We start from the raw sequence: 25374 nt of genomic DNA on the forward strand, positions 1-25374 counted from the left end.
CTCCTTACGCTTTCTCGATGTTGACCAGAAACGCCTTGTACTCCGGCGTTTGCGAGTTGGAATCGCCGACGTTCGGCGTCAGGGTGTTGGCGATATAGCCTTTGCGAGCCACGCCTTCAAAACCCCAGTGCAGCGGGATCCCGACGGTCTCCACCTGCTGGCCGTTGACGTTGAGGGTTTGCAAACGGCGCGTCACCACCGCCACCGCGCGAATAAAGCCGCGCTGGCTGCTGACTTTTACCCGGTCGCCGTTGGCGATGCCTTTCGCTTTTGCCAGCCCTTCGCTGATTTCGACAAACTGTTCCGGCTGCGCGATGGAATTGAGCAGCGCATGCTTGGTCCAGGTATGGAAGTGTTCGGTCAGACGATAGGTGGTCCCGACGTACGGGAACTTATCCTTCTTACCTAAGCGAATGGCGTCCTCTTCATACACACGCACCACCGGGCTGGAGACCACCTTCGGGTGCAGCGGGTTAGTGCCAAGCGGGGTTTCCATCGGCTCGTAGTGTTCCGGGAACGGTCCTTCCGCCAGCTTATCCAGTGCGAACAGGCGACCCAGCCCCTCCTGCTGCATGATAAACGGCCCGGTGTTGCTCCCCGGCGGCGCGGTATTGAAGTCCGCAATATCATTCCCGACCCACTTGCTGCCGTTCCACTGGATCAGCATCCGCTTCGCATCCCACGGCTTGCCGTTGATGTCGGCTGACGCGCGGTTATAGAGCACCCGGCGATTGAGCGGCCACGCCCAGGCCCAGCCCAGCGTATTGCCCAGACCCGACGGGTCGGCGTTATCGCGGTTCGCCATCTGGTTGCCCTGCTCCGTCCAGCTGCCGCTGTAGATCCAGCAAGACGACGCGGTGGTGCCGTCATCGCGCAACAGCGCAAAGCTGTTCAGTAATTGGCCTTTCTTCGCCACCAGAGCACCGCTGGCGTCATACAAGTCCGCCAGCGCGTAGCCGTTGTTTTCTTTGGCAACTTCTTCCGATTCCGGATGGTCCGGTTGTTTGTAGTTCCAGCTCATCTTCAGCAGCGGCTCAGCGCCTTTACCGCCTTCGGTGCGGTACAGTTCGCGCAGGCGATGGTAAATCCCGGCCAGGATTTCGCCATCGTTGCGCGCCTCGCCCGGCGCGTCCTGCCCTTTCCAGTGCCACTGCAGCCAGCGGCCAGAGTTAGCGATCGAACCGTCCTCTTCGGCAAAGCAGGTCGATGGCAGGCGGAAGACTTCCGTCTGAATCGTCGACGGGTCGACATCGTTCGACTCGCCGTGGTTTTGCCAGAAGGTGGAGGTTTCAGTCACCAGCGGGTCGATAACCACCATGTACTTCAGCTTGCTCAGGCTGCGAACCACCTTGTTTTTATCCGGGAACGACGCCACCGGGTTAAAGCCCTGGCAGATATAGCCGGTGACGTTGCCGTTATCCATCATGTTGAAGTACTTGATCACGTCGTAAGCCTGGTCCCACTTCGGTAACCACTCAAAGCCCCAGTCGTTCTCTTTTTGCGCCGCCTCGCCGTAGAAGGACTTCATCAGGCTGACAAAGAATTTCGGGTAGTTGCTCCAGTAGTTCACCTGGTCCGGCAGGGTCGCTTTTGGCGTGTTGGCCGTCAGATACGTCTGCAGATCCGGCTGCTTATCAGAAGGCAGCGTCAGGTAGCCCGGCAGGCTGGTGGACAGCAGGCCAAGGTCGGTCAGTCCCTGAATATTAGAGTGACCGCGCAGGGCATTCACGCCGCCGCCGGCCATACCCATATTGCCGAGCAGCAGCTGGATCATCGCCATGGTGCGAATGTTTTGCGCGCCGACGGTGTGCTGCGTCCAGCCCAGGGCATACAGGAAAGTGGTGGTGCGATCGGCGGCGCTGGTTGAGGCCAGCACGTCGCACACCTTGAGGAAGTCCGCTTTCGGCGTACCGCAGATGTTTTCGACCACCTCCGGCGTGTAACGGGAAACGTGCTGCTTCAGCAGGTTCCACACGCAGCGCGGATGGCTGAGCGTCTCATCGCGTTTGGCGTAGCCGTTTTCATCGAACTGGTAGTTCCAGGACGATTTATCATACTGGCGTTTGTCCGCATCATAGCCGCTGAACAGCCCCTCTTCGAAGGCAAAATCATCCCGCACCAGCAGGCTGGCGTTGGTGTAGTGCTTCACGTACTCGGCATTGATTTTGTTATGTTCGATCAGGTACAGCAGGACCCCCGACAGGAAGGTAATGTCGGTACCGGAGCGAATCGGCGCATAGATATCCGCCACCGACGCCGTACGCGTAAAGCGCGGGTCGACAACGATAAGCGTGGCGTCGTTGTTATTTTTCGCTTCCATCGCCCAGCGGAATCCCACCGGGTGGGCTTCCGCGGCGTTGCCGCCCATCACCACCACGACGTTCGCGTTTTTGATATCCACCCAGTGGTTGGTCATCGCACCGCGACCAAATGTTGGAGCAAGACTTGCTACCGTTGGTCCGTGTCAGACGCGTGCCTGGTTGTCTACCGCCAGCATGCCGAGCGAACGCACAAATTTTTGCGTCAGCATGCCGGTTTCATTACTTGCTGCCGAAGCGCACAGCATGCCGGTGGAAAGCCAGCGGTTAACCGTCACGCCCTGTTCGTTCTTTTCCATAAAGTTGGCGTCGCGGTCGGCTTTCATCAGCCGCGCGATGCGGCTGAAGGCTTCATCCCAGGAGAGTCGCTGCCATTTATCAGATCCCGGCGCGCGGTATTCCGGGTAGCGCAGGCGGTTGTCGCTGTGGACATAGTCCAGCAGGCCGGCGCCTTTCGGGCATAACGCGCCGCGGCTCACCGGATGGTCCGGATCCCCTTCAATATGGTAAATCGCTTCTTTGGCGTTTTTCGCGCCGTCGCCGAGGCTATACATTAATAGCCCGCAGCCAACGGAGCAGTAAGTGCAGGTGTTGCGGATCTCTTTCGCACGCAGCAATTTGTAGTTGCGTGCCTGAGCCAGCGCCATTTTGGGGGCAAAGCCCAGGGCGGCAGCTGTGGTTCCGGCCATACCGCCTGCGCAGATCTTAAAGAACTTTCTGCGGCTGACGTCCATTGCATTCCTCCATGCAGGATGTTGATTCATCGCGCGGAGGAAACTAACAGCAAAATCCCGGGAAAATTTGCGTCAAATCAAGGAGCAAAACCAACGCCCCCTTAATCGCCAGCCGCGGCCGTTTTCACTAATCCCTAGGGGTTACCCATGGCGGAAAATTTCGCCCCGCGGCGGTAAAAAGATGATATATATGCCGGCTGCATTTGCGTAACCCTCAGGATAAGCATGGAGAAAAAGAGAGCCACGACCATCGGCTTCGCCGCCATTATTTTATGGAGCACCATGGTCGGATTGATTCGCGGCGTCAGCGAAGGACTGGGACCGGTCGGCGGCGCGGCGATGATTTACAGCCTCAGCGGCCTGCTGCTGATTTTTACCGTCGGTTTCCCTAACCTGCGCCAGATCCCGCGCCGCTATCTGCTGGCCGGCAGCGCGCTGTTCGTCAGCTATGAAATCTGCCTCGCGCTATCCCTGGGCTATGCCGCCAGTCGTCAGCAGGCCATTGAAGTGGGGATGGTCAATTACCTGTGGCCCAGCCTGACCATCCTGTTCGCCATCCTGTTTAATGGTCAGAAAAGCAGCTGGCTGGTGATCCCCGGTTTGCTTCTCGCCCTGCTTGGCGTCGGCTGGGTGTTGGGGGGTGAGCACGGCCTGCAGCTGGACGAGATTATCAGCAACGTCATCTCCAGTCCGCTCAGCTATCTGCTGGCCTTTATCGGCGCCTTTATCTGGGCGGCCTACTGCACGGTGACGGCCAAATATGCCCGCGGCAAAAATGCCATTACCCTGTTCGTCCTGTTAACCGCGCTGACGCTGTGGCTGAAGTTTCTCGCCACGCCGCAGCCGCCGATGGTCTTTAGCTGGCCGGTCAGCATCAAGCTGCTGACGGTAGCGGTGGCGCTCGGTCTGGCCTACGCCGCGTGGAACGTGGGGATCCTCCACGGCAACGTCAGCCTGCTGGCGGCGGCCTCCTACTTCACGCCGGTGCTCTCCTCCGCGCTGGCGGCGATCCTGCTTAGCGCCGCGCTATCGTGGCCCTTCTGGCAGGGGGCCGGGATGGTGTGTCTCGGCTCCCTGCTCTGCTGGTACGCGACCCGCCGTTAGCCGAGATCCCCGCCCGCCACCGGGAGGGTCACGCCGGTGATATAGCTGGCCTCATCGCTGGCGAGGAACAGGATCGCATTCGCCTGTTCCGCCAGCGTGCCGTAGCGGTGCATCAGGCTGCTGGCCACCGTCTGATCGACCACCTGCTGATACCACGCCTTCTCCTGATCACCGGGCTGCTCGTCGTTACGCGGCGTCAGGCGCGGCGGCGCCTCCGTCCCGCCCGGCGCGACGGCATTGATGCGGATGCCGCTGCCGCTGTACTCCATGGCGATCGACCGGGTCAGCGCATTGACGCCGCCTTTCGCCGCCGAGTAAGGCACCCGGTTGACCCCCGCCGTCGCCACCGATGAGACGTTGACGATGCTGCCTTTGCCCTGCTTGAGCATCCAGGGCAGCGCCGCGCGGCAGCCCCACAGGGTGGGAAACAGCGAGCGGCGGATCTCTTTCTCAATCTGGTCCGGCTGGTATTCGGCAAACGGCCGCGCCCAGATAGTCCCCCCGACGTTATTGATTAGCACATCGATGCGGCCAAAATGCGCGACCCCGTCGGCAAACGCCTGCTCGGCGCTCGGCCACTGTTCCAGGTCCGCCTCCAGCGCCAGCACCTGACTGCCGGACTGCGCCAGGGTCGCCGCCAGCTCGCGCACCCAGGGCGCGCGATCGATGAGCAGCAGAGCCGCGCCTTCCGCAGCCGCCTGCTCCGCGGTCTGGCGGCCAATGCCCTGGGCCGCGCCGGTGATGGCGACCACTTTATCGCGAAAACGCATACTACCTCCTTAGGCCGCCGCGCTCTGGCTGGCGATAAATTTCTCGTACCAGAAGCCCGCCGGGGCGATCCCTCGCTCGCGCAGCGCCGTGGCGACCGCGTTGACCATCGGCGGCGGGCCGCAAAGGTAGATATCGACCTCGCCATTATTCAGCATGGCGTCGTCAAGATGATCGGTGACAAAGCCGCGCTGCGGGCAGGCGCTGTTTTCCTCCGCCACCACCGGCAGCCAGCGAAAATGGGTTAACTGCTGACGGAATGCCTCCAGCGCCTCGGTCTTCACCAGGTCGCCGTCGCGCGTGACGCCATACAGCAGGGTCACCGGGCGCGAGCTGTTCTGCGCCTGCAGGGTCTCGAGCATGGAGAGCAGCGGCGCCAGCCCGGTACCGCCGGCCAGCATCAGCAGCGGACGTTCGCCATGGCGCAGATAGAAGCTGCCCATCGGGCCGCTGAGGATCAGGCGATCGCCGGGCCGCGCCTGCCGGGTTAACCACTGGCTCATCATGCCGCCGGGCACGTTACGGATCAGGAAACGTCCTTCTGCCGAGCCTGGGCGGGAGCTGAAGGAATAGGCGCGAACGTGCGGCGTGCCTGGCACCTGGATGTTGACGTACTGCCCCGCCAGGAAGTCCAGCGGCTCATCGAGGGCGACCACCAGCTCGACGGCGGTATCGGACAGACAATTCACCTGCCGCACCTGCGCCCCGGTGTTCGTCAGGGCGGTTTTACACTGGGCGGCAGCCACTGGCACATCGATAATGCAGTCGCTGGTGGGCACCATCTGACAGGTCAGCACCTGGCGGGCCTGCGCTTCCTCGTCGCTTAGCGCTTCGTCGAGATACTCGTCGCCGAGAGCGTATTCCCCGCTGGCGCAGTGGCATTTGCAGGTGCCGCACACGCCGTCCGAGCAGTCCATCGGCAAATTCACCTTCTGCCGATAGGCGGCATCCAGGACTTTCTCTCCGGCATGGCATTGAATAAAGCGGGTAATACCGTCCTCAAAATTAAGAGCAATAGTGAAGGTCATAAGCGCCTCTTAAATGTGGTAAACGTCGATCACCTGACGGATATAATCGTTATTCAGGCGCACGGTTTTGCGCACGATCTGCGGCCTGCCGTCCTGCTCGGTCAGCGTGCAGCAGGTGGCGCCGAAAAAGGCGTCGGTGTGCTGATAGCGGTGGCTCCAGGTCACCCAGCTGTAACGCACCTCCAGCCCTTCATCGTTCTCCCCCAGCAGCTCGACGTTGCTGATGATATGGGTGGTTCGCGGCTCCGGCGTGCTGGCCCCTGAGCGCTCGGTTTTAATCCGGTAGACGCGATCCTCCAGCCCTTCGCGGTTGGGATAGTAGATCAGCGAAATCTCTTTTTGCGGATCGCGCGTCAGCTGGTCATCGTCGCCCCACGCGGGCATCCAGTAGACGACCTGCGGGCTGTAGCAGCTGAGCCATTCATCCCACTGACGATCATCCAGCAGACGGGCTTCGTAGTAGAGAAACTGGCGTACCTGTTCGAGGTTCAGCATCAGGCCACCTCCACGCGCTGGGTGATCGACTGGTCATAGCGTTGCTGCTCTTGTTCAATCGCCGCCAGCATCAGCGTCTGCCAGTGATGGTGATGGGCGATATACAGCGCCTCGTCCTCCGATTTCACGCCGCTTAAGCGCGGATGAAATCCGGCGTGCTGCGCATGCTCATCCGGACCGTCGACCCAGCGCAGCGCGCCGCGGCTGAGATCGCTCCACGCCAGATTTTCGCCGAGATAGCCGCGCTGACAGGCGCTGAACTCTTCGAGGTCGTCCGGGGTCCCCATCCCGCTGACGTTAAAGAAATCCTCGTACTGGCGGATGCGCAGGGCCCGCGCCTTGTCGGATTCCCCCTTCGGCGCAAAGCACCAGATAGTGACTTCGGTTTTGTCCACTGCCAGCGGACGAATGACGCGGATCTGGGTGGAGAATTGATCCATCAGATAGACGTTGGGGTACAGGCACAGGTTGCGGGTTTCGTTGACCATCTGGTCGGCGCGGAGTTCGCCGAATTCCGCCTGCAGGCGCTCGCGGTGGGCATACACCGGGCGCACCTCCGGGTTCAGCGCCCGGGTCCACAGCAGCATATGGCCGTTATCAAATCCGTAGCCGCCGCCGAGGCTTTTTGACCAGCCGTTGGCGTCCACCGCATGGGTGCCTTCCGCTTCATAGTTGCGCCGCGACATGGTGGAGGCATAGTTCCAGTGCACCACGCTCACGTGGTAGCCATCAGCGCCGTTCTCTGCGCCCAGCTTCCAGTTGCCCTCGTACACATAGCTCGACGATCCCTTGAGCACCTCCAGCCCCTCCGGCGCCTGGTCGACGATCAGATCGATGATTTTGCAGGTTTCCCCGAGATAGGCTTCCAGCGGCTGCACGTCGGCATTGAGGCTACCGAATAAGAAACCGCGATAGGACTGAAAACGCGGCAGCTTTTGCAGGTCGTGCGATCCTTCCTGTTTGAAAGTGTCAGGATAGCCGCCGGTGCTTTCATCTTTGGCTTTTAATAGTTTGCCATTATTGCTGAAGGTCCAGCCGTGAAACGGACAGGTAAATGAGTTTTTATTCCCGGTTTTCCGTCGACATAACATGGCGCCGCGATGGGCGCAGCTGTTAATTAACGCATGCAGCTCGTTCTTTTTATCGCGGGTAATAATGACCGGCTGACGCCCCAGCGTCAGGGTATAATAATCCCCCGGCTCGGCTATTTGGCTTTCATGGGCGAGAAACGCCCAATTACCTTCAAAGATATGCTTCATTTCAAATTCAAACAGCTGCGGGTCGGTAAATATTGAACGGTGGCAGCGGCAAATATGGTTTTCACGATCGACAATTAAGGCGTTGTTAATTTTGTCTTTAAGCGCTGATAGCGTTTTTTGCATGAGTCAGTCCCTCCTGCAGTATTCAGGATGAAAGAAACCGGGTGAATTGTTTGCTTTCAGGTGCAATGTCTGGCCCGGGCAACCGCGTGCCCGGGGCCGTTACAGCAGATTACGCTTTGGCGCGCAGGCGGGCGCCGCGCTGCTCTTCGTCGGCGCTGAGCGCTTTACACAGGGTGAAATCAAAACAGACCTCAGTGTGCTCTCCCTCAAGGTCGCGCTGCGCGATAGTCTCGCGGTCCGTCACTTTGATCGGGTCGGCAATCAGGCCGTCGCGGGTGGCAAAGGCAAAATCATCCCACAGGTATTTATCGCCGCTGAGGTTGATCTGGCTGGTGAGATGTTTATGCCCCGGCGCGGAGACGAAGAAGTGAATGTGCGCCGGACGGTTGCCATGTCGGCCTAACCGATCCAGCAGCTTCTGCGTCGGGCCATCCGGCGGACAGCCGTAGCCGGATGGCAGGATGCTGCGCACGCTGTAGCGGCCATCGGCGCCGGTGCGGATCCGCCGGCGCAGGTTGTATTCGCTCTGGCTCGGGTCGAAGAAGGAGTAATTGCCGAGGGTATTGGCGTGCCAGATATCGACAATGGCGTTGGCCACCGGCCGGCCCTCGGTATCGTTGACCTGGCCATGCAGCCACATCACTTCCCCGGCGTCGGCGCCATCATCCATCCGGGCGTGGCCGTCGGCCAGCGGCGCATTAGCCACATACAGCGGCCCTTCGATGGTGCGCGGGGTGCCGGTTTCCCGGCGCGCCGCCGCGTCAATGGCGTCCTGACGCAGGTCGAGGAAATGCTCCAGACCCAGTCCCGCCGCCAGCAGCGCCGCCTCCTGACGGCCGCCCAGCGCATGCAGATAGTTCACCGCATGCCAGAACTCTTCTTCGGTAACGTTATAGTCGTCGATCAGCGTACAGATATTCTCCAGCAGACGGTGAATAATGGCTTTAAAACGTTCGTTACCGCCAGGGACATGTAAACCCGCGCCTTCACGTAATAATTTCTGCACGGCTTCTTGTTGTACGAAAGCATTACTCATCATTATTCTCTCTTATCGTTGTAGGGTATTTCCCGGGTCACCCCGGCATAAGGTCAGGTGTTATTATTATTAGCTATCGTCGTCACGAACAGACGAGGGATGACGGCACAGCGCCTCGACGCGAATATCCATAAAAGGATACAGCGGCAATCCCATTAATATTTGATGTAACTCTTCGGCATCGTTGACATCGAAAATACTGACATTGGCGTAAAGACCGGCGACGCGCCAGATATTTCGCCACTTGCCTTCCCGCTGTAATTGTTGTGAATAGGCTTTTTCGCGTTGCTTTATTTCCTCCGCTTCGGCGACGGGAAAACCAAGCGGAATATTCACGGTCATCTCCACTTTAAATAGCATATGTTTCTCCTGTTACCCGCTACGCCTGGCGGGTGTAAAAACGCAGTTTGTCTTCATCCAGCTCGACGCCAAGACCCGGGGTTTGCGGGAGCACCACCTCGCCGACGGCAAAGGAGAGCGGTACGCGGACGATATCGTCTTTCAGCAACAGCGGGCCGAACATCTCGGTGCCCCACTGCAGCGGCAGCGTCGACCAGGCGTGCAGCGAGGCGACAGTCCCCACGGTCCCCTCCAGCATGGTGCCGCCATACAGGCCAATCCCCGCCGCCTGGGCGACGCGGGCCAGCGCCAGTACGCTATTCGGTCCGCCGGCCTTGGCTATTTTCAGCGCGTAAGCGCCGGTAAAGCCCTGCTGCGCCAGTTGATAGCCATCGTAAGCGGTGGCTACCGCTTCGTCGGCGAGGATCGCGGTTTCAATATGCTGGCTCAACCGCACCAGCGCCGCGTTGTCGTGGGCGCTGACCGGCTGTTCGATGAGGTCGACGCCCATCGCCGCCAGCTCGCGGCAGCCTTTCGCGCCGGTCGCCGCGTCCCAGGCCTGGTTGACGTCGACGCGGATGCTGGCGCGATCCCCTAACGCTTCCACAATGGCGCGGGTATGGCGCAGGTCGGTAGCTAATTCGCGGGCGCCAATTTTCAGCTTGAATGCCCGATGGCGGCCCTCTGCTAACAATTTTTCCCCTTCGGCAATATCTTTTGCGGTATCGCCGCTGGCTAACGTCCACAGCACCGGCAAGGACGTTTGCAGCGCGCCGCCGAGCAGCGCCGACACCGGCAGGCCCAGCGCTTTGCCCTGCGCATCCAACAGCGCGGTTTCAATGGCGGACTTCGCAAAGGTGTTGCCTTTAACGGCGCTGTTCATGCGGGCGGTCAGCGCATTCAGGTTATCGGCTGGTTGCCCCAGCAGCAGCGGCGTCAGGTAATGCGTTATCGCCGACGAGATAGCCTCCGGGCTCTCGACGCCATAGCTCAAGCCGCCGATGGTGGTGGCCTCGCCAATGCCGCAGATGCCGTCGGAGCGAGTAAGGCGCACGATCACCAGCGTCTGACATCCCATGGTGGTCATCGACAATTTATGTGGCCGGATGGTTGGGACATCCACAATCCAGCTCTCAATACCTTCTACGGTGGCAGTCATTTTCGCTTCCTGATGAGATGTATAACTTTTTGTACCCACATCCATAACGGGGAGGGCTGTGCCATTGACAATAGGGTTCGGTCTGGCGGGTGGTCAACGGCGATAATCGAAATGTTGTGCGATTATCGGCACGTTTGTTAAAAGGCGGTTAATAATGTGATCGCGGTGGTAAAACCGGCACAATTCAGGACGGTGCGGTTAGCGCACGGTATAGTGATGCCCCGTGAGCTTTGCAATGCAACGGAGAGGGAATCCATGCGTGACCATACCCCCACCACCCTAAGCGCCAGGCAGGCCGAGCACGATCCCAACTTTATGCTGTCTCTGGCTCGCGGGCTGGAGGTGCTTAACGCCTTTACCCCGCAGCGTCAGCGGCTGACCATTTCCCAGTTAAGCCAGAAAACGCAAATTTCCCGCGCGGCGGTACGCCGCTGCCTGTATACCCTCGCCGCGCTGGGCATGGTCCATAGCCCGGATGGCCGCCATTATGAGCTGTTGCCCCGGGTGCTGGCGGTGGGGCATGCCTATCTCGCCGGCACCCCGCTGGCGAAAGTGGCGCAGACGGCGCTGGATAGCCTCGGCAAAGCCCTCGGCGAATCCTGTTCGGCGGCGACGCTCGATGGGGATAACGTGCTCTATATCGCCCGCGCCGCGGTGAATAATTTACTGAGCGTCGATCTCGGACGCGGCAGCCGTCTGCCAGCGTGGGCAACGTCGATGGGTCGGGTATTGCTCAGCGCGCTGCCGGAGGAGCAGCTGGAGGTGACACTGTCACGCGCCGTGCTCATTCGCTACACCCCCCACACCCTGTGCGATATGGCCGGGCTACGCGCGGAGATTGATCGGGTGCGCATGCAGGGCTATGCCCTCGCCGACCGCCAGATAGAGGTGGGCCTGTGCTCGCTGGCGGTGCCGGTGCTGTCGCGTCATGGCCAGGTGGTGGCCGCGCTGAATGTCGGAGTGCCGGCCGCGACGGTCAGCGCCGGGGCGTTAAAAGAGAAGGCCCTCGCCCCGCTACGTCGCGCGGCGATGGACCTGTCGCTACAGCTATAGCGCCGACTACGGATTCGTCGCCGTGGCGAGGCTGCGCCAGATCCCGGCGGCCAGCAGCAGAAGCATGACCCCCGCTGTCGCCAGCACCAGGCTGTGCGCCTGGGTAAAGGCCGCCTTGGCCGCCGCCATTAGCGCTTCCGCCACCCCGGCGGGCAGCGCCTGGGTCAGGCTGACCGCCTCGCCGATCGATGACGACGCCTGCTGCGCCATCGTCTCATTCAGCCCGGACGGTAGCACAATGGTGGCGCTGTAGCTGCGGGTGAGGATCAGGCCGAACAGCGCAATGCCGAGGCCGGCGCCCAGCTCATAGGCCATGGTTTCGATCGCCCCGGCCGCCGCCGCTTTCTCCTTCGGCGCCGCCGCCATAATGGCGGAGCTGGAGGCCAGCAGCGCGCTGGCGACGCTAAAGCCCAGCAGCGTCATCAGCCCCCAGGCCAGCCAGTGTTGAGTGCTGAAATCGGTCAGCGCCAGGCCCAGAAAGCTGAAGGCGCTCAGCAACATCCCGCCGGTAGCCACCTCGCGCAGTCCGAGCTTCGACACCAGCATCCCGGCAATCGGCCCGCTAAAGCCGCTGGCCACCATCACCGGCAGCATAAACATCCCCGCCTCGAACGGCGTTTTCTGATGCACAAACTGCAGCTCCTGCGCCATCAGCAGCTCAAAACCCACCAGGGTAATCAGGGCCGTCATCGCCATCATCACCCCGCTTAAAATAATGCGATGGGTGAACAGGCGCATATCCACCATCGGCCGGGCCGCCGACAGCTGTTTGCGGATAAACCAGGTCAGCATCGCCGCCCCGCCGATCGCCACCAGCGCGGTGAGCCACAGCGCCAGCTGGCCCTTCAGGGCCGATTTGGCGCTAAACACCAGCATCAGGATCGCCGCAATCAAAATGAGCGCCTGCAGCAGGTTCAGCGGCTGGTCGCGGCGCGCGGGCTGGCGCGGCACCACTTTCGCGTTAATGGCGATAACCACCAGCACAATCGGCACGTTGATCAAGAACACCGATCCCCAGTAGAAATGCTCCAGCAGCATGCCGCCCACCAGCGGGCCAAAGGCCGCGCCGCCGGAGCCCACCGCCGCCCACAGCCCCAGCGCCATATTGCGCTGGCTGGCCTCGGCGAAGGTGCTGCGGATCCCGGCAAGCGTCGCCGGAACGATCATCGCCGCCCCCACCGCCAGCAGGGCGCGGGAGGCAATCAGCGTCAGGGCGGTCGGCGACAGCGCGGCGCACAGCGAGGCGACGCCAAAAATAGCGCTGCCGAGCAGCAGCAGACGTTTAAAGCCGATTTTATCGCCAAGGGCGCCCATCGGCAGCACCATCCCGGCCATCACCAATGAATAGATATCAATGATCCACAACAGCTCATTGCCGCTGCTGCCCAGCGCGACGCTGAGGGTCGGCGCGGCCACATGCAACACCGTGGCGTCAATCGCCACCGGAATATAAACCAGCAAAATCGCCATCAGCGTCATCCATTGCCGTGACATAGCGTGTACCTCAATATTAGAACTTGGACACATGTCCAGGATGGCGATCCTGCCGGATTGTTGAACGTATGTCCAACTTTTTGTTACACTCGGTCAAAGCCAGATATCAGCGGGGTTCTATGCACTATTTACAGCGGGATGAGCGACGGGAAGGAATTATGCAGGCCGCCATGCGCCTGGCGCTGCGCGGCGGCTTCAGCGCCATGACCGTCCGGCAGATCGCCCGCGAAGCGCAGGTGGCCGCCGGACAACTGCACCACCACTTCGCCTCCATTGGCGAGCTGAAGTCCCAGGTGTTCATCCGTCTTATCCGCGAGATGCTCGACATGCCGCTGGTGGCGGAGGATGCCAGCTGGCGCGAGCGGTTATTCTCGATGATCGGCAGCGAGGATGGCCGGCTGGAACCCTATATCCGCCTGTGGCGGGAAGGCCAGGTTCTGGCCGACAGCGACCCGGACATCAAAGCGGCCTACCTGCTGACCATGACCATGTGGCATGCCGAGACCGTGGCGATCGTGGAACAGGGTCTCGCCTGCGGTGAGTTTCACTCGAGCGAGCCGCCGATGGATATCGCATGGCGTTTTATCGCCCTGGTGTGCGGCCTCGACGGGATTTACGCCCTCGGCACCCAAACCCTGGACGAGACGGCGTTTAGCCGTTACGTCAATAAGATGATTACGCTGGAGTTATTTTAGTTAAATTTTACATTTAGTAACAATTAATCCCGCTACGCTCTCCACGTGCTCTCCGACAGCACGTTTTTTTTATCTACGCTTTTTAGATAACGCCAATTAAGGGTTATTCACCGTCACCTTGTATTCAGCTGTTGACCTTATTTATTTACTCCATTCCGGGCAATTAGAGGGCAATATGTCGGTACAAAATGAGAAAGATAATCATTACCTTTTGAAAAACTGGCGGCCAGAAAATAAGGCCTTCTGGGAAAACAAGGGTCAGGCCATTGCGAGAAGAAACCTCTGGATATCAGTCACCTGCTTACTACTTGCCTTCTGCGTATGGATGTTATTCAGCGCCGTGGCGGTCAACCTTAATAAGGTCGGTTTTCATTTCACTACCGACCAGCTTTTTTTATTAACCGCACTTCCTTCACTTTCCGGCGCGATATTACGGGTCCCCTACTCCTTTATGGTACCCCTCTTCGGCGGGCGCTACTGGACCGTATTAAGTACAGTGATCCTAATTGTGCCTTGTATTTGGTTAGGCGTGGCGATCCAGAATAGCGCTACTCCATTCTGGGTATTTATTGTTATTGCGCTGCTGTGCGGTTTTGCCGGGGCTAATTTTGCTTCCAGTATGGGAAATATCAGTTTCTTTTTTCCCAAAGCCAAACAGGGCAGCGCGCTGGGGGTCAACGGCGGCCTGGGCAATCTCGGGGTCAGTGTGATGCAGATGGTCGCCCCGGCGGTGATCTTCCTGCCGATCTTCACCTTCCTCGGCGTCCATGGCGTCACCCAGCCCGATGGCTCGACCATGGCCCTGAGTAATGCGGCGCTCGTCTGGGTACCCCTCCTGCTGCTTGCCACCGCTGCCGCCTGGTTCGGTATGAATGATATCGCCAGTTCGAAGGCCTCGATTCGCGATCAGCTTCCCGTACTCAAGCGCCCGCATATGTGGCTGTTGAGCCTGCTCTATCTGGCGACTTTCGGCTCATTTATCGGCTTCTCCGCCGGCTTCGCCATGCTGGCGAAAACCCAGTTTCCTGCGGTCGACATTCTCAAGCTGGCTTTCTTTGGACCGTTTATTGGCGCGCTGGCGCGCTCGTTCGGCGGGATCATCTCCGACCGTCTGGGCGGTGTGCGGGTGACGCTGGTCAATTTCGTGCTGATGGCGCTCTTTACCGGTCTGCTGTTCCTCACCCTGCCGGGCAGCGGATCCGGTAGCTTCCTCGCCTTCTACGTGGTGTTTATGGGTCTGTTCTTAACCGCCGGGCTCGGCAGCGGCTCCACCTTCCAGATGATCGCCGTCATCTTCCGTCAGCTCACCATCGAGAGCGTGAGGCAGCGCGGCGGCAGCGAAGAAGAAGCGCAGCATGAAGCCGTGACCGATACCGCTGCCGCGCTGGGCTTTATCTCGGCAATTGGCGCCATCGGCGGCTTCTTTATCCCGAAAGCCTTCGGCACCTCGCTGGCGATGACCGGTTCGCCGGTCGGGGCGATGAAGGTCTTCTTCGTTTTTTACGTGGTTTGCGTATTGGTGACCTGGCTGGTCTACGGCCGTCGTAAACCCGCTTAACTATAACGATTTATCTGCCGGATGGCGGCTTCCGCCTTATCCGGCGTACGCGTTCGTTCGCTCATCCGGCCGGGTGGCACGATGCCGGACATCATCGGAGCAGGAGAAATGTCATGAGTAAACTACTGGATCGCTTTCGCTACTTTAAGCAGAAAGGCGAAACCTTTGCCAACGGCCACGGTCAGGTCTACAACAACAACCGTGACTGGGAAGACAGCTACCGTCAACGCTGGCAGTTCGACAAAATTGTCCGCTCCACCCACGGCGTGAATTGCACCGGCTCCTGCAGCTGGAAAATTTATGTCAAAAACGGTCTGGTGACCTGGGAAACCCAGCAGACCGATTATCCGCGTACCCGCCCGGATCTGCCGAACCATGAACCACGCGGCTGCCCGCGAGGCGCCAGCTACTCCTGGTATCTCTATAGCGCCAACCGTCTGAAGTACCCGCTGGCGCGTAAACGGCTGATTGCGTTGTGGCGCGAAGCACTGGCGCAGTTTCCCGACCCGGTGCAGGCCTGGGATAGCATCATGCAGGATCCGGCCAAAACCACCAGCTATAAAGCGGCGCGCGGCAAAGGCGGCTTTGTCCGCTCCAGCTGGAAAGAGCTGAATCAGCTCATCGCCGCCGCCAACGTCTGGACCATCAAACACTACGGCCCGGACCGTGTCGCCGGGTTCTCGCCGATCCCGGCGATGTCGATGGTCTCCTACGCGGCGGGTACCCGCTATTTATCCCTTATCGGCGGCACCTGCCTCAGCTTCTACGACTGGTACTGCGATCTGCCCCCGGCCTCGCCAATGACCTGGGGCGAGCAGACCGACGTGCCGGAATCCGCCGACTGGTACAACGCCAGCTACATTATCGCCTGGGGCTCCAACGTGCCGCAGACCCGGACCCCGGATGCCCACTTCTTCACCGAAGTACGCTACAAAGGCACCAAAACCATCGCCATCACCCCGGACTATTCGGAAGTGGCCAAACTGTGCGACCACTGGCTGGCGCCGAAGCAAGGTACCGACAGCGCGCTGGCGATGGCCATGGGCCACGTCATCCTCAAAGCCTTCCACCTTGATAATCCGAGTGATTACTTTCTTAACTACTGCCGCACCTATACCGACATGCCGATGCTGGTGATGCTTGAGCCGCGCGACGATGGCAGCTATGTGCCAGGCCGCATGCTGCGCGCCTCCGACCTGCTGGATGGACTGGGCGAAACGAATAACCCGGAATGGAAAACCGTCGCCTGCACCGCCGACGGCGAACTGGTGGCGCCAAACGGTTCCATCGGCTTTCGCTGGGGCGAAAAAGGGAAATGGAACCTCGAACCGCTGGCTGACGGCAAAACGGTGGAGCTCACGCTGTCTCTGCTGGATATTCGCGACAGCGTGGCGTCAGTCGCCTTCCCCTACTTCGGCGGCAATGAAAACCCGCATTTCCGCAGCGTGCCGCAGGCACCGGTAACCCTTCATCCGCTCCCGGTGAAACAGCTGACGCTGGCCAGTGGCGAAAGCGGCCTGGTGGTCAGCGTATATGACCTGATTCTGGCTAACTACGGCCTGGACCGAGGGCTTGATGATGTCAATGCGGCGAAAGATTTCGCCGAGGTTAAAGCCTATACCCCGGCGTGGGCGGAGCAGATCACCGGCGTGCCGCGCCAGCATATCGAACAAATCGCCCGCGAGTTCGCCGATACGGCGCATAAAACCCATGGCCGTTCGATGATTATCCTCGGCGCCGGGGTAAACCACTGGTACCACATGGATATGAACTACCGGGGGATGATTAACCTGCTGGTGTTCTGCGGCTGCGTCGGCCAGAGCGGCGGCGGCTGGTCGCACTATGTCGGCCAGGAGAAGCTGCGCCCACAGACCGGCTGGCTGCCGCTGGCGTTCGCGCTGGACTGGAACCGCCCGCCGCGGCAAATGAACAGCACCTCCTATTTCTACAATCACGCCAGCCAGTGGCGCTATGAAAAACTGACCGCGCAGGAGCTGTTGTCGCCGCTGGCCGACGCCAGCAAATTTAGCGGCAGCCTTATCGACTTCAACGTCCGCGCGGAACGGATGGGCTGGTTGCCTTCTGCGCCACAGCTCAACGTCAACCCGCTGACCATCAAGCAGCAGGCCGAGGCCGCCGGGCTATCGCCTTCGGAGTTCACGGTGCGGTCGCTAAAATCCGGCGAGATCCGCTTTGCCGCCGAGCAACCGGACAGCGGCAAAAACCATCCGCGGAACCTGTTTATCTGGCGCTCTAACCTGCTGGGATCGTCCGGTAAGGGGCATGAGTACATGTTGAAATACCTGCTCGGGACCGACAGCGGTATTCAGGGGGATGAACTGGGCGCCAGCGATGAGGTGAAACCTGAGGAAGTCGAGTGGCAGACGGCGGCTATCGAGGGCAAACTCGACCTGCTGGTGACGCTGGATTTCCGCATGTCCAGTACCTGTCTCTTTTCCGATATTGTTCTACCGACCGCCACCTGGTACGAAAAAGACGATATGAACACCTCGGATATGCATCCGTTTATCCACCCGCTTTCCGCCGCCGTCGACCCGGCGTGGGAGGCAAAGAGCGACTGGGAGATTTACAAAGATATCGCCAAATCCTTCTCGCAGGTCTGCGTCGGCCATCTCGGGAAAGAGACCGACGTGGTGCTGGTCCCGCTGCAGCATGACTCTCCGGCTGAGCTGGCGCAGCCGTTCGAGGTGCTTGACTGGCGTAAGGGCGAATGCGATCTGATCCCCGGGAAAACCGCTCCGTCGATTGCCCTGGTGGAGCGCGACTATCCCGCCACCTGGGAACGCTTCACCTCTCTCGGGCCGCTGCTCGATAAGCTTGGCAACGGCGGAAAAGGCATCTCGTGGAATACGCAAAGCGAAGTCGATTTCCTCGGCAAGCTTAACTACCTCAAGCAGGACGGTCCGGCCAAAGGCCGGCCGCGGATCGACAGCGCCATTGACGCCTCCGAAGTTATTCTCAGCCTCGCGCCGGAAACCAACGGCCAGGTGGCGGTGAAAGCCTGGCAGGCGCTGGGAGAATTTACCGGTCGCGACCACACTCATCTGGCGCTGAATAAAGAGGATGAGAAGATCCGCTTCCGCGATATTCAGGCGCAGCCGCGCAAGATCATCTCCAGCCCAACGTGGTCCGGACTGGAAAGCGAGCACGTCTCCTACAACGCCGGTTATACCAATGTGCACGAACTGATCCCGTGGCGCACCCTCTCCGGGCGGCAACAGCTGTATCAGGACCATCCGTGGATGCGGGCTTTCGGCGAAAGCCTGGTGGCTTATCGCCCGCCCATTGATACCCGCAGCGTCAGCCAGATGAAGGCCGTGCCGCCGAACGGTTTTCCGGAGAAAGCGCTGAACTTCCTGACCCCGCACCAGAAATGGGGGATCCACTCCACATACAGCGAAAACCTGCTGATGCTGACGCTGTCGCGCGGCGGGCCGATCGTCTGGCTCAGTGAAACTGACGCCAGAGAGCTGGGCATTGAAGATAACGACTGGATTGAAGCGTTCAACGCCAACGGCGCCCTCACCGCCCGGGCGGTGGTGAGCCAGCGCGTGCCGCCGGGGATGACCATGATGTATCACGCTCAGGAGCGGATTATGAATATCCCGGGTTCGGAAGTGACCGGCCGCCGCGGCGGCATTCATAACTCCGTCACCCGCGTCTGTCCGAAGCCGACGCACATGATCGGCGGCTACGCCCAGCTGGCCTATGGCTTTAACTACTACGGCACCGTCGGCTCCAACCGCGACGAGTTCATCATGATCCGCAAAATGAAAAATATTGCCTGGCTGGATGACGAAGGTCGCGATCAGGTACAGGAGGCGAAAAAATGAAAATCCGTTCTCAGGTTGGAATGGTGCTGAATCTGGACAAATGCATCGGCTGTCACACCTGCTCGGTCACCTGTAAAAACGTCTGGAGCAGCCGGGAGGGCATGGAGTACGCGTGGTTCAATAATGTGGAAACCAAACCGGGCATTGGCTACCCAAAAAACTGGGAAGATCAGGAGCAGTGGCAAGGCGGCTGGATCCGCGGCATCAGCGGTAAACTGACGCCCCGCTTCGGCAATCGGGTTAGCGTGCTGTCGAAGATATTCGCCAACCCGGTGCTGCCAGCGATTGACGATTACTACGAACCTTTCACCTACGATTACCAGCATCTGCACAACGCGCCGGAGGGAAAATATCTGCCTACCGCCCGCCCACGCTCGCTGATCAGCGGCGAGCGGATGGATAAAATTGACTGGGGCCCGAACTGGGAGGAACTGCTCGGCGGTGAATTCGAGAAACGCGCCCGCGACCGTAACTTCGAAGCCATGCAGAAAGAGATGTACGGCCAGTTCGAAAACACCTTTATGATGTACCTCCCGCGCCTGTGCGAGCACTGCCTCAACCCGAGCTGCGTAGCCACCTGCCCGAGCGGCGCCATCTACAAGCGTGAGGAAGATGGCATCGTGCTGATAGACCAGGACAAATGCCGCGGCTGGCGGATGTGCATCAGCGGCTGTCCATATAAAAAAATCTACTTTAACTGGAAGAGCGGCAAGTCGGAAAAATGCATCTTCTGCTATCCGCGCATTGAGTCCGGGCAGCCAACGGTGTGCTCCGAAACCTGCGTCGGGCGCATCCGCTATCTCGGCGTCTTGCTGTATGACGCCGACCGTATCGAAGAGGCTGCCAGCGCCGAGCATGAAACCGACCTCTATGAGCGCCAGTGCGAGGTATTCCTTAATCCAAACGATCCGGCGGTCATCGAGGAAGCGTTAAAACAAGGCATCCCCCACAATGTCATTGAGGCGGCGCAGAAATCGCCGGTCTATAAGCTGGCGATGGACTGGAAGCTGGCCCTGCCGCTGCATCCGGAGTATCGCACCCTGCCGATGGTCTGGTATGTGCCGCCCCTGTCGCCGATCCAGTCGGTTGCCGACGCCGGCGGCCTGCCCAACAACGGCGCCATCCTGCCGGCGGTTGAGAGCCTGCGCATTCCGGTCCAGTACCTGGCGAACCTGTTGAGCGCCGGGGATACCGGACCGGTATTGCGCGCGCTGAAACGGATGATGGCAATGCGCCACTACAAGCGCTCGCAAACCGTCGAGGGCGTGACCGATACCCGGGCAATTGAAGAGGTGGGACTCAGCGTTGAGCAGGTCGAAGAGATGTATCGCTATCTGGCGATCGCCAACTACGAAGACCGCTTCGTGATCCCCACCAGCCATCGCGAACTGGCGGAGGATGCCTTCCCGGAACGCAACGGCTGCGGCTTTACCTTCGGCGACGGCTGCCACGGGTCAGATACGAAATTCAACCTGTTTAACAGCCGGCGGATTGACGCCATCGACGTCAGCGGCGTGCGTAAGCATGGGGAGGGCGAGTGATGCGGATCCTGAAAGTGCTCGGTCTGCTGCTGGAGTATCCCGACGAGGTGCTGTGGGAGAACCGCGACGAAGCCCTGGCGCTGGTCAGCGCCGATATCCCTTCCCTGACGCCCTTTGTCGGGGAGCTGCTGGCGGCGCCGCTGTTGGATCGCCAGGCCGACTGGTGCGAGGTGTTCGAGCGAGGGCGCGCCACCTCGCTGCTGCTGTTTGAACATGTGCATGCTGAGTCCCGCGACCGTGGCCAGGCGATGGTGGACCTGATGAATCAGTATCAGCAGGCAGGTCTGCTGATCGATTGCCGTGAACTGCCCGACTATCTGCCGCTGTATCTGGAGTATCTCAGTATTTTACCCCTCGCCGACGCCCGCGAAGGGCTGCAGAATATCGCGCCGATTCTGGCGCTGATCGGCGGCCGCCTGAAGCAACGAGAATGCTCGTATTATCAACTGTTTGACGCCCTGCTGGAACTGGCAAAAAGCCCGCTCACCAGTGACAGTGTCACCAAACAGGTAGCTGGAGAAAAGCGCGACGATACCTGTCAGGCGCTGGACGAAGTGTGGGAAGAAGAGCAGGTGAAGTTTATTGAAGATAATGCGACCGCTTGCGACAGCTCGCCTATGCAAGCTTATCAACGACGCTTTAGCCAGGATGTGGCGCCGCTGTACGTCGACATCCGCGCCGGAGGCCCGAAATGATCCAGTATCTGAACGTCTTCTTTTACGATATCTACCCTTACCTTTGCGGCGCCGTGTTTCTGCTCGGCAGCTGGCTACGCTACGACTATGGGCAGTATACCTGGCGCGCGTCATCCAGCCAGATGCTGGATAAACGCGGGATGGTGCTATGGTCGAACTTGTTTCATATCGGCATTCTCGGCATTTTTTTCGGCCATCTCTTTGGCATGCTGACCCCGCACTGGGTCTACTCGTGGTTCCTGCCAATGTCGCAGAAGCAGCTGATGGCAATGATCCTCGGCGGCGTGTGCGGGGTGCTCACCCTGGTGGGCGGAATCGGCTTGCTGGCGCGCCGCCTGACCAACCCGCGCATTCGCGCCACCTCCACCACGGCAGATATTTTGATCCTGTGCATTTTGCTGATTCAGTGCGCGCTGGGGCTGACGACGATCCCCTTCTCCGCCCAGCATCCGGACGGCAGCGAAATGCTCAAGCTGGTGGACTGGGCGCAGGCGGTGGTCACCTTCCACGGCGGTGCCTCGGCGCATCTGGACGGCGTGGCCTGGATTTACCGCGTCCACCTGGTGCTGGGGATGACCATCTTCCTGATCTTCCCGTTCACCCGTCTGGTTCACGTCTGGAGCGCGCCGGTGGAGTATTTCACCCGCCGCTACCAGGTGGTGCGCTCCCGGAGGTAATATCACTGATTTGGATCAATCACTAAGTAAAAAATATGTTATTTAAATAGTAATGCTTAAAGAAGGACACATATTAGTGCCCTTCTTTTTTATCTCTTAGCTTTAGGGGTTATACCACCTTTCTTTAACATCAATGCAGCAACTCGAAAAAGATCCGGGATATCGATTCGTCCATCTTGCCTATGCTCTATTAATCCTATATTGACCATAGATTCAGCTAAGGCTGCAGTATCCTCAGGATATTTAATTTTTTGTGTTTTGAACGGATATGGTGGTAAAAAACCTGAGATAGGATCTTTAGATGCATCCATGATAACTTTAATTGTATTACTATCCTTCCATCTTGTGTATATTTCTTCAGCTGCGCAAGGAACCCGAAGACCAGCTAATGGGGCCAATGCTCGCTTAACCCATACATACTCAATGCCTAATTGATCTACACGTACTTTTGATGCTTCACGTAAACCATGGCGAATCCCTTCCGGTGATATAACTTTATTCTGCGGTTCTGGCGTATGTTTAGCTGCTTCAGAAAAAAGCTTGATAAAACTTCTAGGAGTAACATTCCCGTTTGCGTCAGCCAAATGTTTATATGGCCAATCATAGGTTCCTCCTTTTTTAAAGTTTGCACCCATATATGGACCGGCAAGAGCTGTCATAGTTTTTTTCTGAAAATCTTTGTTACTTAAAACGTCCCAATTTGTTCTTTGTTTATAGGGCAATTTAATGAATGGAGCTCCAATAGATTTACATAATTCCTGAAAATCGCTATTATCATATGTATAAGCTAATCTCGAGAATAACAAACCATATAGTTCAAGTTGTGTCCATTCTAGTTCAACACGAGAACTTCTAAGTTTCGGCATTTCGACAAATTTTAAATTTTCATCATTTAACTGTTCTGGGCGAATAAATATTTTCGCTTTGATAGCTTTACGAATACGCAAATCCCAAACAACTTCAAATAAAGCATCAAGAATTAGCGTGGATCGACTCCATTCTTTAGATAATTTATCCAAAGCATCGAACGTAATAACTAATGTGATATTTTTTGCTTGTAATTTATTATCTAGCTTATTCAGATAAATATCTAAATCCTCTGGGTCAGAGTATTTTTTAATGTAGTCTGACATTTTTTTCTTAGTTTTATTGGGTGCCAAGCATTCCTCAGCAGCTTTAACTATTGCCGCTTGCCAAAATGAAACCGCCATAGAAGACTCTTGGCCAGAAGGTATTACTTGTTCTAGTATTCTAGAACTTATAAAGCCATTATAACCTTCAGCAACAACTATTTTATCAAGTCCCAAATCTGGATATGATTCTGCCGCCACTTTAAGTGTTTCTTCTTGAGAAAGCACTCCAGCCCAAAAGCTTTTTCCGGTCCCCCGCGCACCTACAACAATCGTCGTGTACGGATCAAGGGCATTCGCATGTTGCTTTGGAGCAAAAATTTCATCCACAGTGGGTTTATGATCTCCACTTGCATCATGATCCGAAGGCAAAGACGCCATATCATTCCTGATTGATGAATAATTAATCAAAATCCACCTCCGTTAATGTATATCCATTAAGTATACCATCAACTTCTTTAATTAGTGAACTGAAAGCTTCTTGATAAAAATCAGAAGTTAATATTCCAGGGTTTTCTAAAGGATCAAAATCATGATAACGAGCATCATAATTAATAGTTATTATGTGTTCATTTTCATCTAACTCTTCAGTTAAATGAATAACATCTTCAGACTCGTTACTCCAGTCTAGTTCAAAAGTGTCTTTTAAAGAATCTAAGTCGATCGAGGTTTCAACTTTAGGAAGGTTATAAAAATATTTTTTTATGTTGGTTTCAATAAGTTCAGGAAAGACTAAATCTTGCTCAGCGCTAGCTTTAGCATGGATGAAACGTAGTTTATTAGCCCACTCTTCATTAGCTGAATTATAGACTTTTAAATGTGAAAAAAGCAATTCAAAACCCAAGATGGTTTGAGGCTGATTTACACCAAAAAAGAATATATTTGCACCTAACCCAACAAGTAATGATGCGGTTGTTTCGTGAAGACCTGAGCGAGCATCAATCAAAATTATATCATAACGATTAATTTGTGAGTAATAGTCCATTAATTTTTGGAGATTAGTCATAAGTAATGATTGATTTATCACATCAGATTCACTTAAGTAAGCTCGGGATATTTTACCCAACACATTTTCAGGGTTTTGTAATGATAAACTTCCAAGTGCGGGAATAACATCAACACGCCCTTTACCATCAGATACCCATGATGACCCTACGAGATCAACCATGAATTTATCATCAGTATTATCTAAACTACTTTCCACAAAATAATCTAGTAAACCAAACTTTGGCATTACATCAGGTTTTATTAGCATTGACCCTAGGCCAGGAGCTTCCAGATCCATATCAATTGTAAGTACTCTCTTGCCCTCGCGAGAAAAATGCGCGGCAATAATGCAAATAGCTGTAGTGCGGCCCACACCACCTTTTATACTTGAAAAAACGATCTTTGCGGGTTTAGAATTTATATTATTAACAGATGTTAACCAATCTGAACCAACAATTCGACGTTCGATTAAATTGATATTGAATGAAACTCCAGAATATGAAACTTTTATCTGTCTCCATTTTTCTTTTTGCTTCAAACTATCATCGAATAAATCATCAGGTGTTGCGATGATGTAATCATCATCTAAATATTGGGATAATTTATTTGATGATTCCTTAATAAATTTATTTACTTTATTGGTTTGCAATAACTTCATTTTGGTAGACAAATGTCAATTTTCCTTGCGCATCACGAAGAAAAACATTCCGCTCCAACACATCTTTTCCAAAGACATTATTAGCTATGCTAACAAAGCAGGCCAATGCATCATCGTAATATATCTTATTCATTTTTTATTCCTTATTCCAGCTGCAGCAAAAATTCTTTTCGTTTGTGAAATCCATTTACTAACATCTTCCGACTGCATTGTCCCATTTGCATAATAACGATAATTAACATCCCATCCTTTTAAAACATCTTCCTTTGAGGAAAGAACGGAAAACAAAGACTTACACTCTCTTCCTGTCAATCTTTTTTTTGCTGCCGCCAATATATAAGGGAAATGCAATTTAGGACTATCATTATTATTTAATTCTATTTTATATTTAATCGCGCACTCTGCTGCAAAACCGATCAGGTGGCCAGCATTATCCACAGAGTTACTGTCTAAAAGTCTTACAGAATCATTTAAATGTCTAATTGCTGCCTCTCGATAGTTTTCCATTTGCACCTACAATTTTATCGAATCTAAATGAACGATTAGTTTTTCACCGTATATGCGTTTTTGTCAAAAGAAAAACACAGTTTTAGGGGATTACCCATAATACACTATGATTATAAAAGAACAAGATTCCATACCTTTTAGAGGCATGTGGTATGTATTGGT

At 56.6% G+C, this 25374-nt stretch carries 21 protein-coding genes; 8 read left to right on the forward strand and 13 right to left on the reverse strand.

Annotated elements, in window-relative coordinates; genetic code table 11:
* Positions 1 to 4 precede the first annotated feature (4 nt).
* Positions 5 to 3052 carry a formate dehydrogenase-N subunit alpha gene (gene fdnG, locus MKR05_RS04935; RefSeq protein ID WP_115667315.1) on the reverse strand — a complete coding sequence of 1016 codons (3048 nt, stop codon included), beginning with the start codon at positions 3050 to 3052 and terminating at the stop codon, positions 5 to 7.
* Positions 3053 to 3277: 225 nt separating this feature from the next.
* On the opposite strand from fdnG, the gene yddG reads away from it, so the two are divergent.
* A complete protein-coding gene (gene yddG / locus MKR05_RS04940) occupies positions 3278 to 4156 on the forward strand; it encodes an aromatic amino acid DMT transporter YddG (protein WP_032453011.1) in 879 nt (292 codons plus the stop codon).
* On the opposite strand, the gene benD is transcribed toward yddG, so the two are convergent.
* The 7 genes from benD to MKR05_RS04975 form a co-directional block, all read right to left on the reverse strand.
* On the reverse strand, positions 4153 to 4926 hold the full coding sequence (benD, locus tag MKR05_RS04945; RefSeq protein ID WP_131096212.1) for a benzoate diol dehydrogenase BenD: 774 nt from the start codon (positions 4924 to 4926) through the stop codon (positions 4153 to 4155). The two genes, yddG and benD, sit on opposite strands and share 4 nt — an antisense overlap.
* 9 nt (positions 4927 to 4935) lie before the next feature.
* Positions 4936 to 5952, reverse strand: a complete 1017-nt coding sequence (gene benC, locus MKR05_RS04950) for a benzoate 1,2-dioxygenase electron transfer component BenC (RefSeq protein ID WP_131096213.1) — start codon at positions 5950 to 5952, stop codon at positions 4936 to 4938.
* Between the two features lie 9 nt (positions 5953 to 5961).
* Positions 5962 to 6447 (reverse strand): benzoate 1,2-dioxygenase small subunit, encoded by a 486-nt coding sequence (benB, locus tag MKR05_RS04955; RefSeq protein ID WP_023289852.1) that lies wholly within the window; start codon positions 6445 to 6447, stop codon positions 5962 to 5964.
* Positions 6447 to 7829: a Rieske 2Fe-2S domain-containing protein gene (locus MKR05_RS04960; protein ID WP_284118090.1), complete on the reverse strand. Its 1383-nt coding sequence runs from the start codon at positions 7827 to 7829 to the stop codon at positions 6447 to 6449. Before MKR05_RS04960 ends, benB begins: the two co-directional genes overlap by 1 nt.
* 109 nt (positions 7830 to 7938) lie before the next feature.
* Positions 7939 to 8865, reverse strand: coding sequence for a catechol 1,2-dioxygenase (catA, locus tag MKR05_RS04965; RefSeq protein ID WP_048298680.1), 927 nt, complete (start codon positions 8863 to 8865; stop codon positions 7939 to 7941).
* Between the two features lie 69 nt (positions 8866 to 8934).
* Entirely contained in the window at positions 8935 to 9225 is a 291-nt protein-coding gene (gene catC / locus MKR05_RS04970; protein WP_131096214.1) for a muconolactone Delta-isomerase, read from the reverse strand.
* A 19-nt stretch (positions 9226 to 9244) separates the two neighbouring features.
* Positions 9245 to 10408 carry a muconate cycloisomerase family protein gene (locus MKR05_RS04975; RefSeq protein WP_284118091.1) on the reverse strand — a complete coding sequence of 388 codons (1164 nt, stop codon included), beginning with the start codon at positions 10406 to 10408 and terminating at the stop codon, positions 9245 to 9247.
* Between the two features lie 171 nt (positions 10409 to 10579).
* On the opposite strand from MKR05_RS04975, the gene MKR05_RS04980 reads away from it, so the two are divergent.
* On the forward strand, positions 10580 to 11416 hold the full coding sequence (locus MKR05_RS04980; protein ID WP_072096558.1) for an IclR family transcriptional regulator C-terminal domain-containing protein: 837 nt from the start codon (positions 10580 to 10582) through the stop codon (positions 11414 to 11416).
* Between the two features lie 6 nt (positions 11417 to 11422).
* Here MKR05_RS04980 and kmrA read toward each other — a convergent pair whose 3' ends face one another.
* Complete coding sequence (gene kmrA, locus MKR05_RS04985) at positions 11423 to 12910, reverse strand: efflux MFS transporter KmrA (RefSeq protein ID WP_048297605.1); 1488 nt, start codon at positions 12908 to 12910, stop codon at positions 11423 to 11425.
* A 119-nt stretch (positions 12911 to 13029) separates the two neighbouring features.
* Here kmrA and MKR05_RS04990 point away from each other — a divergent pair, with 119 nt between their 5' ends.
* The 6 genes from MKR05_RS04990 (at position 13030) to narI (ending at position 21930) form a co-directional block, all read left to right on the forward strand.
* Positions 13030 to 13605, forward strand: coding sequence for a TetR family transcriptional regulator (locus MKR05_RS04990; protein WP_048298681.1), 576 nt, complete (start codon positions 13030 to 13032; stop codon positions 13603 to 13605).
* Between the two features lie 175 nt (positions 13606 to 13780).
* Positions 13781 to 15163 carry a NarK family nitrate/nitrite MFS transporter gene (locus tag MKR05_RS04995; RefSeq protein WP_023289860.1) on the forward strand — a complete coding sequence of 461 codons (1383 nt, stop codon included), beginning with the start codon at positions 13781 to 13783 and terminating at the stop codon, positions 15161 to 15163.
* 113 nt (positions 15164 to 15276) lie between these two features.
* Entirely contained in the window at positions 15277 to 19017 is a 3741-nt protein-coding gene (locus MKR05_RS05000; protein ID WP_044523471.1) for a nitrate reductase subunit alpha, read from the forward strand.
* Positions 19014 to 20558 (forward strand): nitrate reductase subunit beta, encoded by a 1545-nt coding sequence (gene narH / locus MKR05_RS05005; RefSeq protein WP_238875658.1) that lies wholly within the window; start codon positions 19014 to 19016, stop codon positions 20556 to 20558. Before MKR05_RS05000 ends, narH begins: the two co-directional genes overlap by 4 nt.
* Positions 20558 to 21253: a nitrate reductase molybdenum cofactor assembly chaperone gene (gene narW, locus MKR05_RS05010; RefSeq protein WP_032453024.1), complete on the forward strand. Its 696-nt coding sequence runs from the start codon at positions 20558 to 20560 to the stop codon at positions 21251 to 21253. The genes narH and narW overlap by 1 nt, the downstream gene beginning before the upstream one ends.
* Entirely contained in the window at positions 21250 to 21930 is a 681-nt protein-coding gene (gene narI / locus MKR05_RS05015) for a respiratory nitrate reductase subunit gamma (protein ID WP_023289864.1), read from the forward strand. The genes narW and narI overlap by 4 nt, the downstream gene beginning before the upstream one ends.
* An 89-nt stretch (positions 21931 to 22019) precedes the next feature.
* Here the strand turns inward: narI and MKR05_RS05020 are convergent, their stop codons facing one another.
* The 4 genes from MKR05_RS05020 to MKR05_RS05035 are packed head-to-tail and all read right to left on the reverse strand — an operon-like array spanning position 22020 to position 25212.
* On the reverse strand, positions 22020 to 23441 hold the full coding sequence (locus MKR05_RS05020; protein WP_087824031.1) for a P-loop ATPase, Sll1717 family: 1422 nt from the start codon (positions 23439 to 23441) through the stop codon (positions 22020 to 22022).
* A gap of 22 nt (positions 23442 to 23463) precedes the next feature.
* A complete protein-coding gene (locus tag MKR05_RS05025) occupies positions 23464 to 24717 on the reverse strand; it encodes a KGGVGR-motif variant AAA ATPase (protein WP_284118094.1) in 1254 nt (417 codons plus the stop codon).
* Entirely contained in the window at positions 24683 to 24838 is a 156-nt protein-coding gene (locus tag MKR05_RS05030) for a hypothetical protein (RefSeq protein ID WP_284118095.1), read from the reverse strand. The genes MKR05_RS05025 and MKR05_RS05030 overlap by 35 nt, the downstream gene beginning before the upstream one ends.
* Positions 24835 to 25212: a HEPN domain-containing protein gene (locus MKR05_RS05035; RefSeq protein WP_087824033.1), complete on the reverse strand. Its 378-nt coding sequence runs from the start codon at positions 25210 to 25212 to the stop codon at positions 24835 to 24837. The genes MKR05_RS05030 and MKR05_RS05035 overlap by 4 nt, the downstream gene beginning before the upstream one ends.
* Positions 25213 to 25374 lie beyond the last annotated feature (162 nt).

Origin of the sequence: Klebsiella sp. K5-204, from assembly GCF_030128585.1 — a bacterium.
GTDB classification, from domain to species: domain Bacteria; phylum Pseudomonadota; class Gammaproteobacteria; order Enterobacterales; family Enterobacteriaceae; genus Klebsiella; species Klebsiella quasipneumoniae.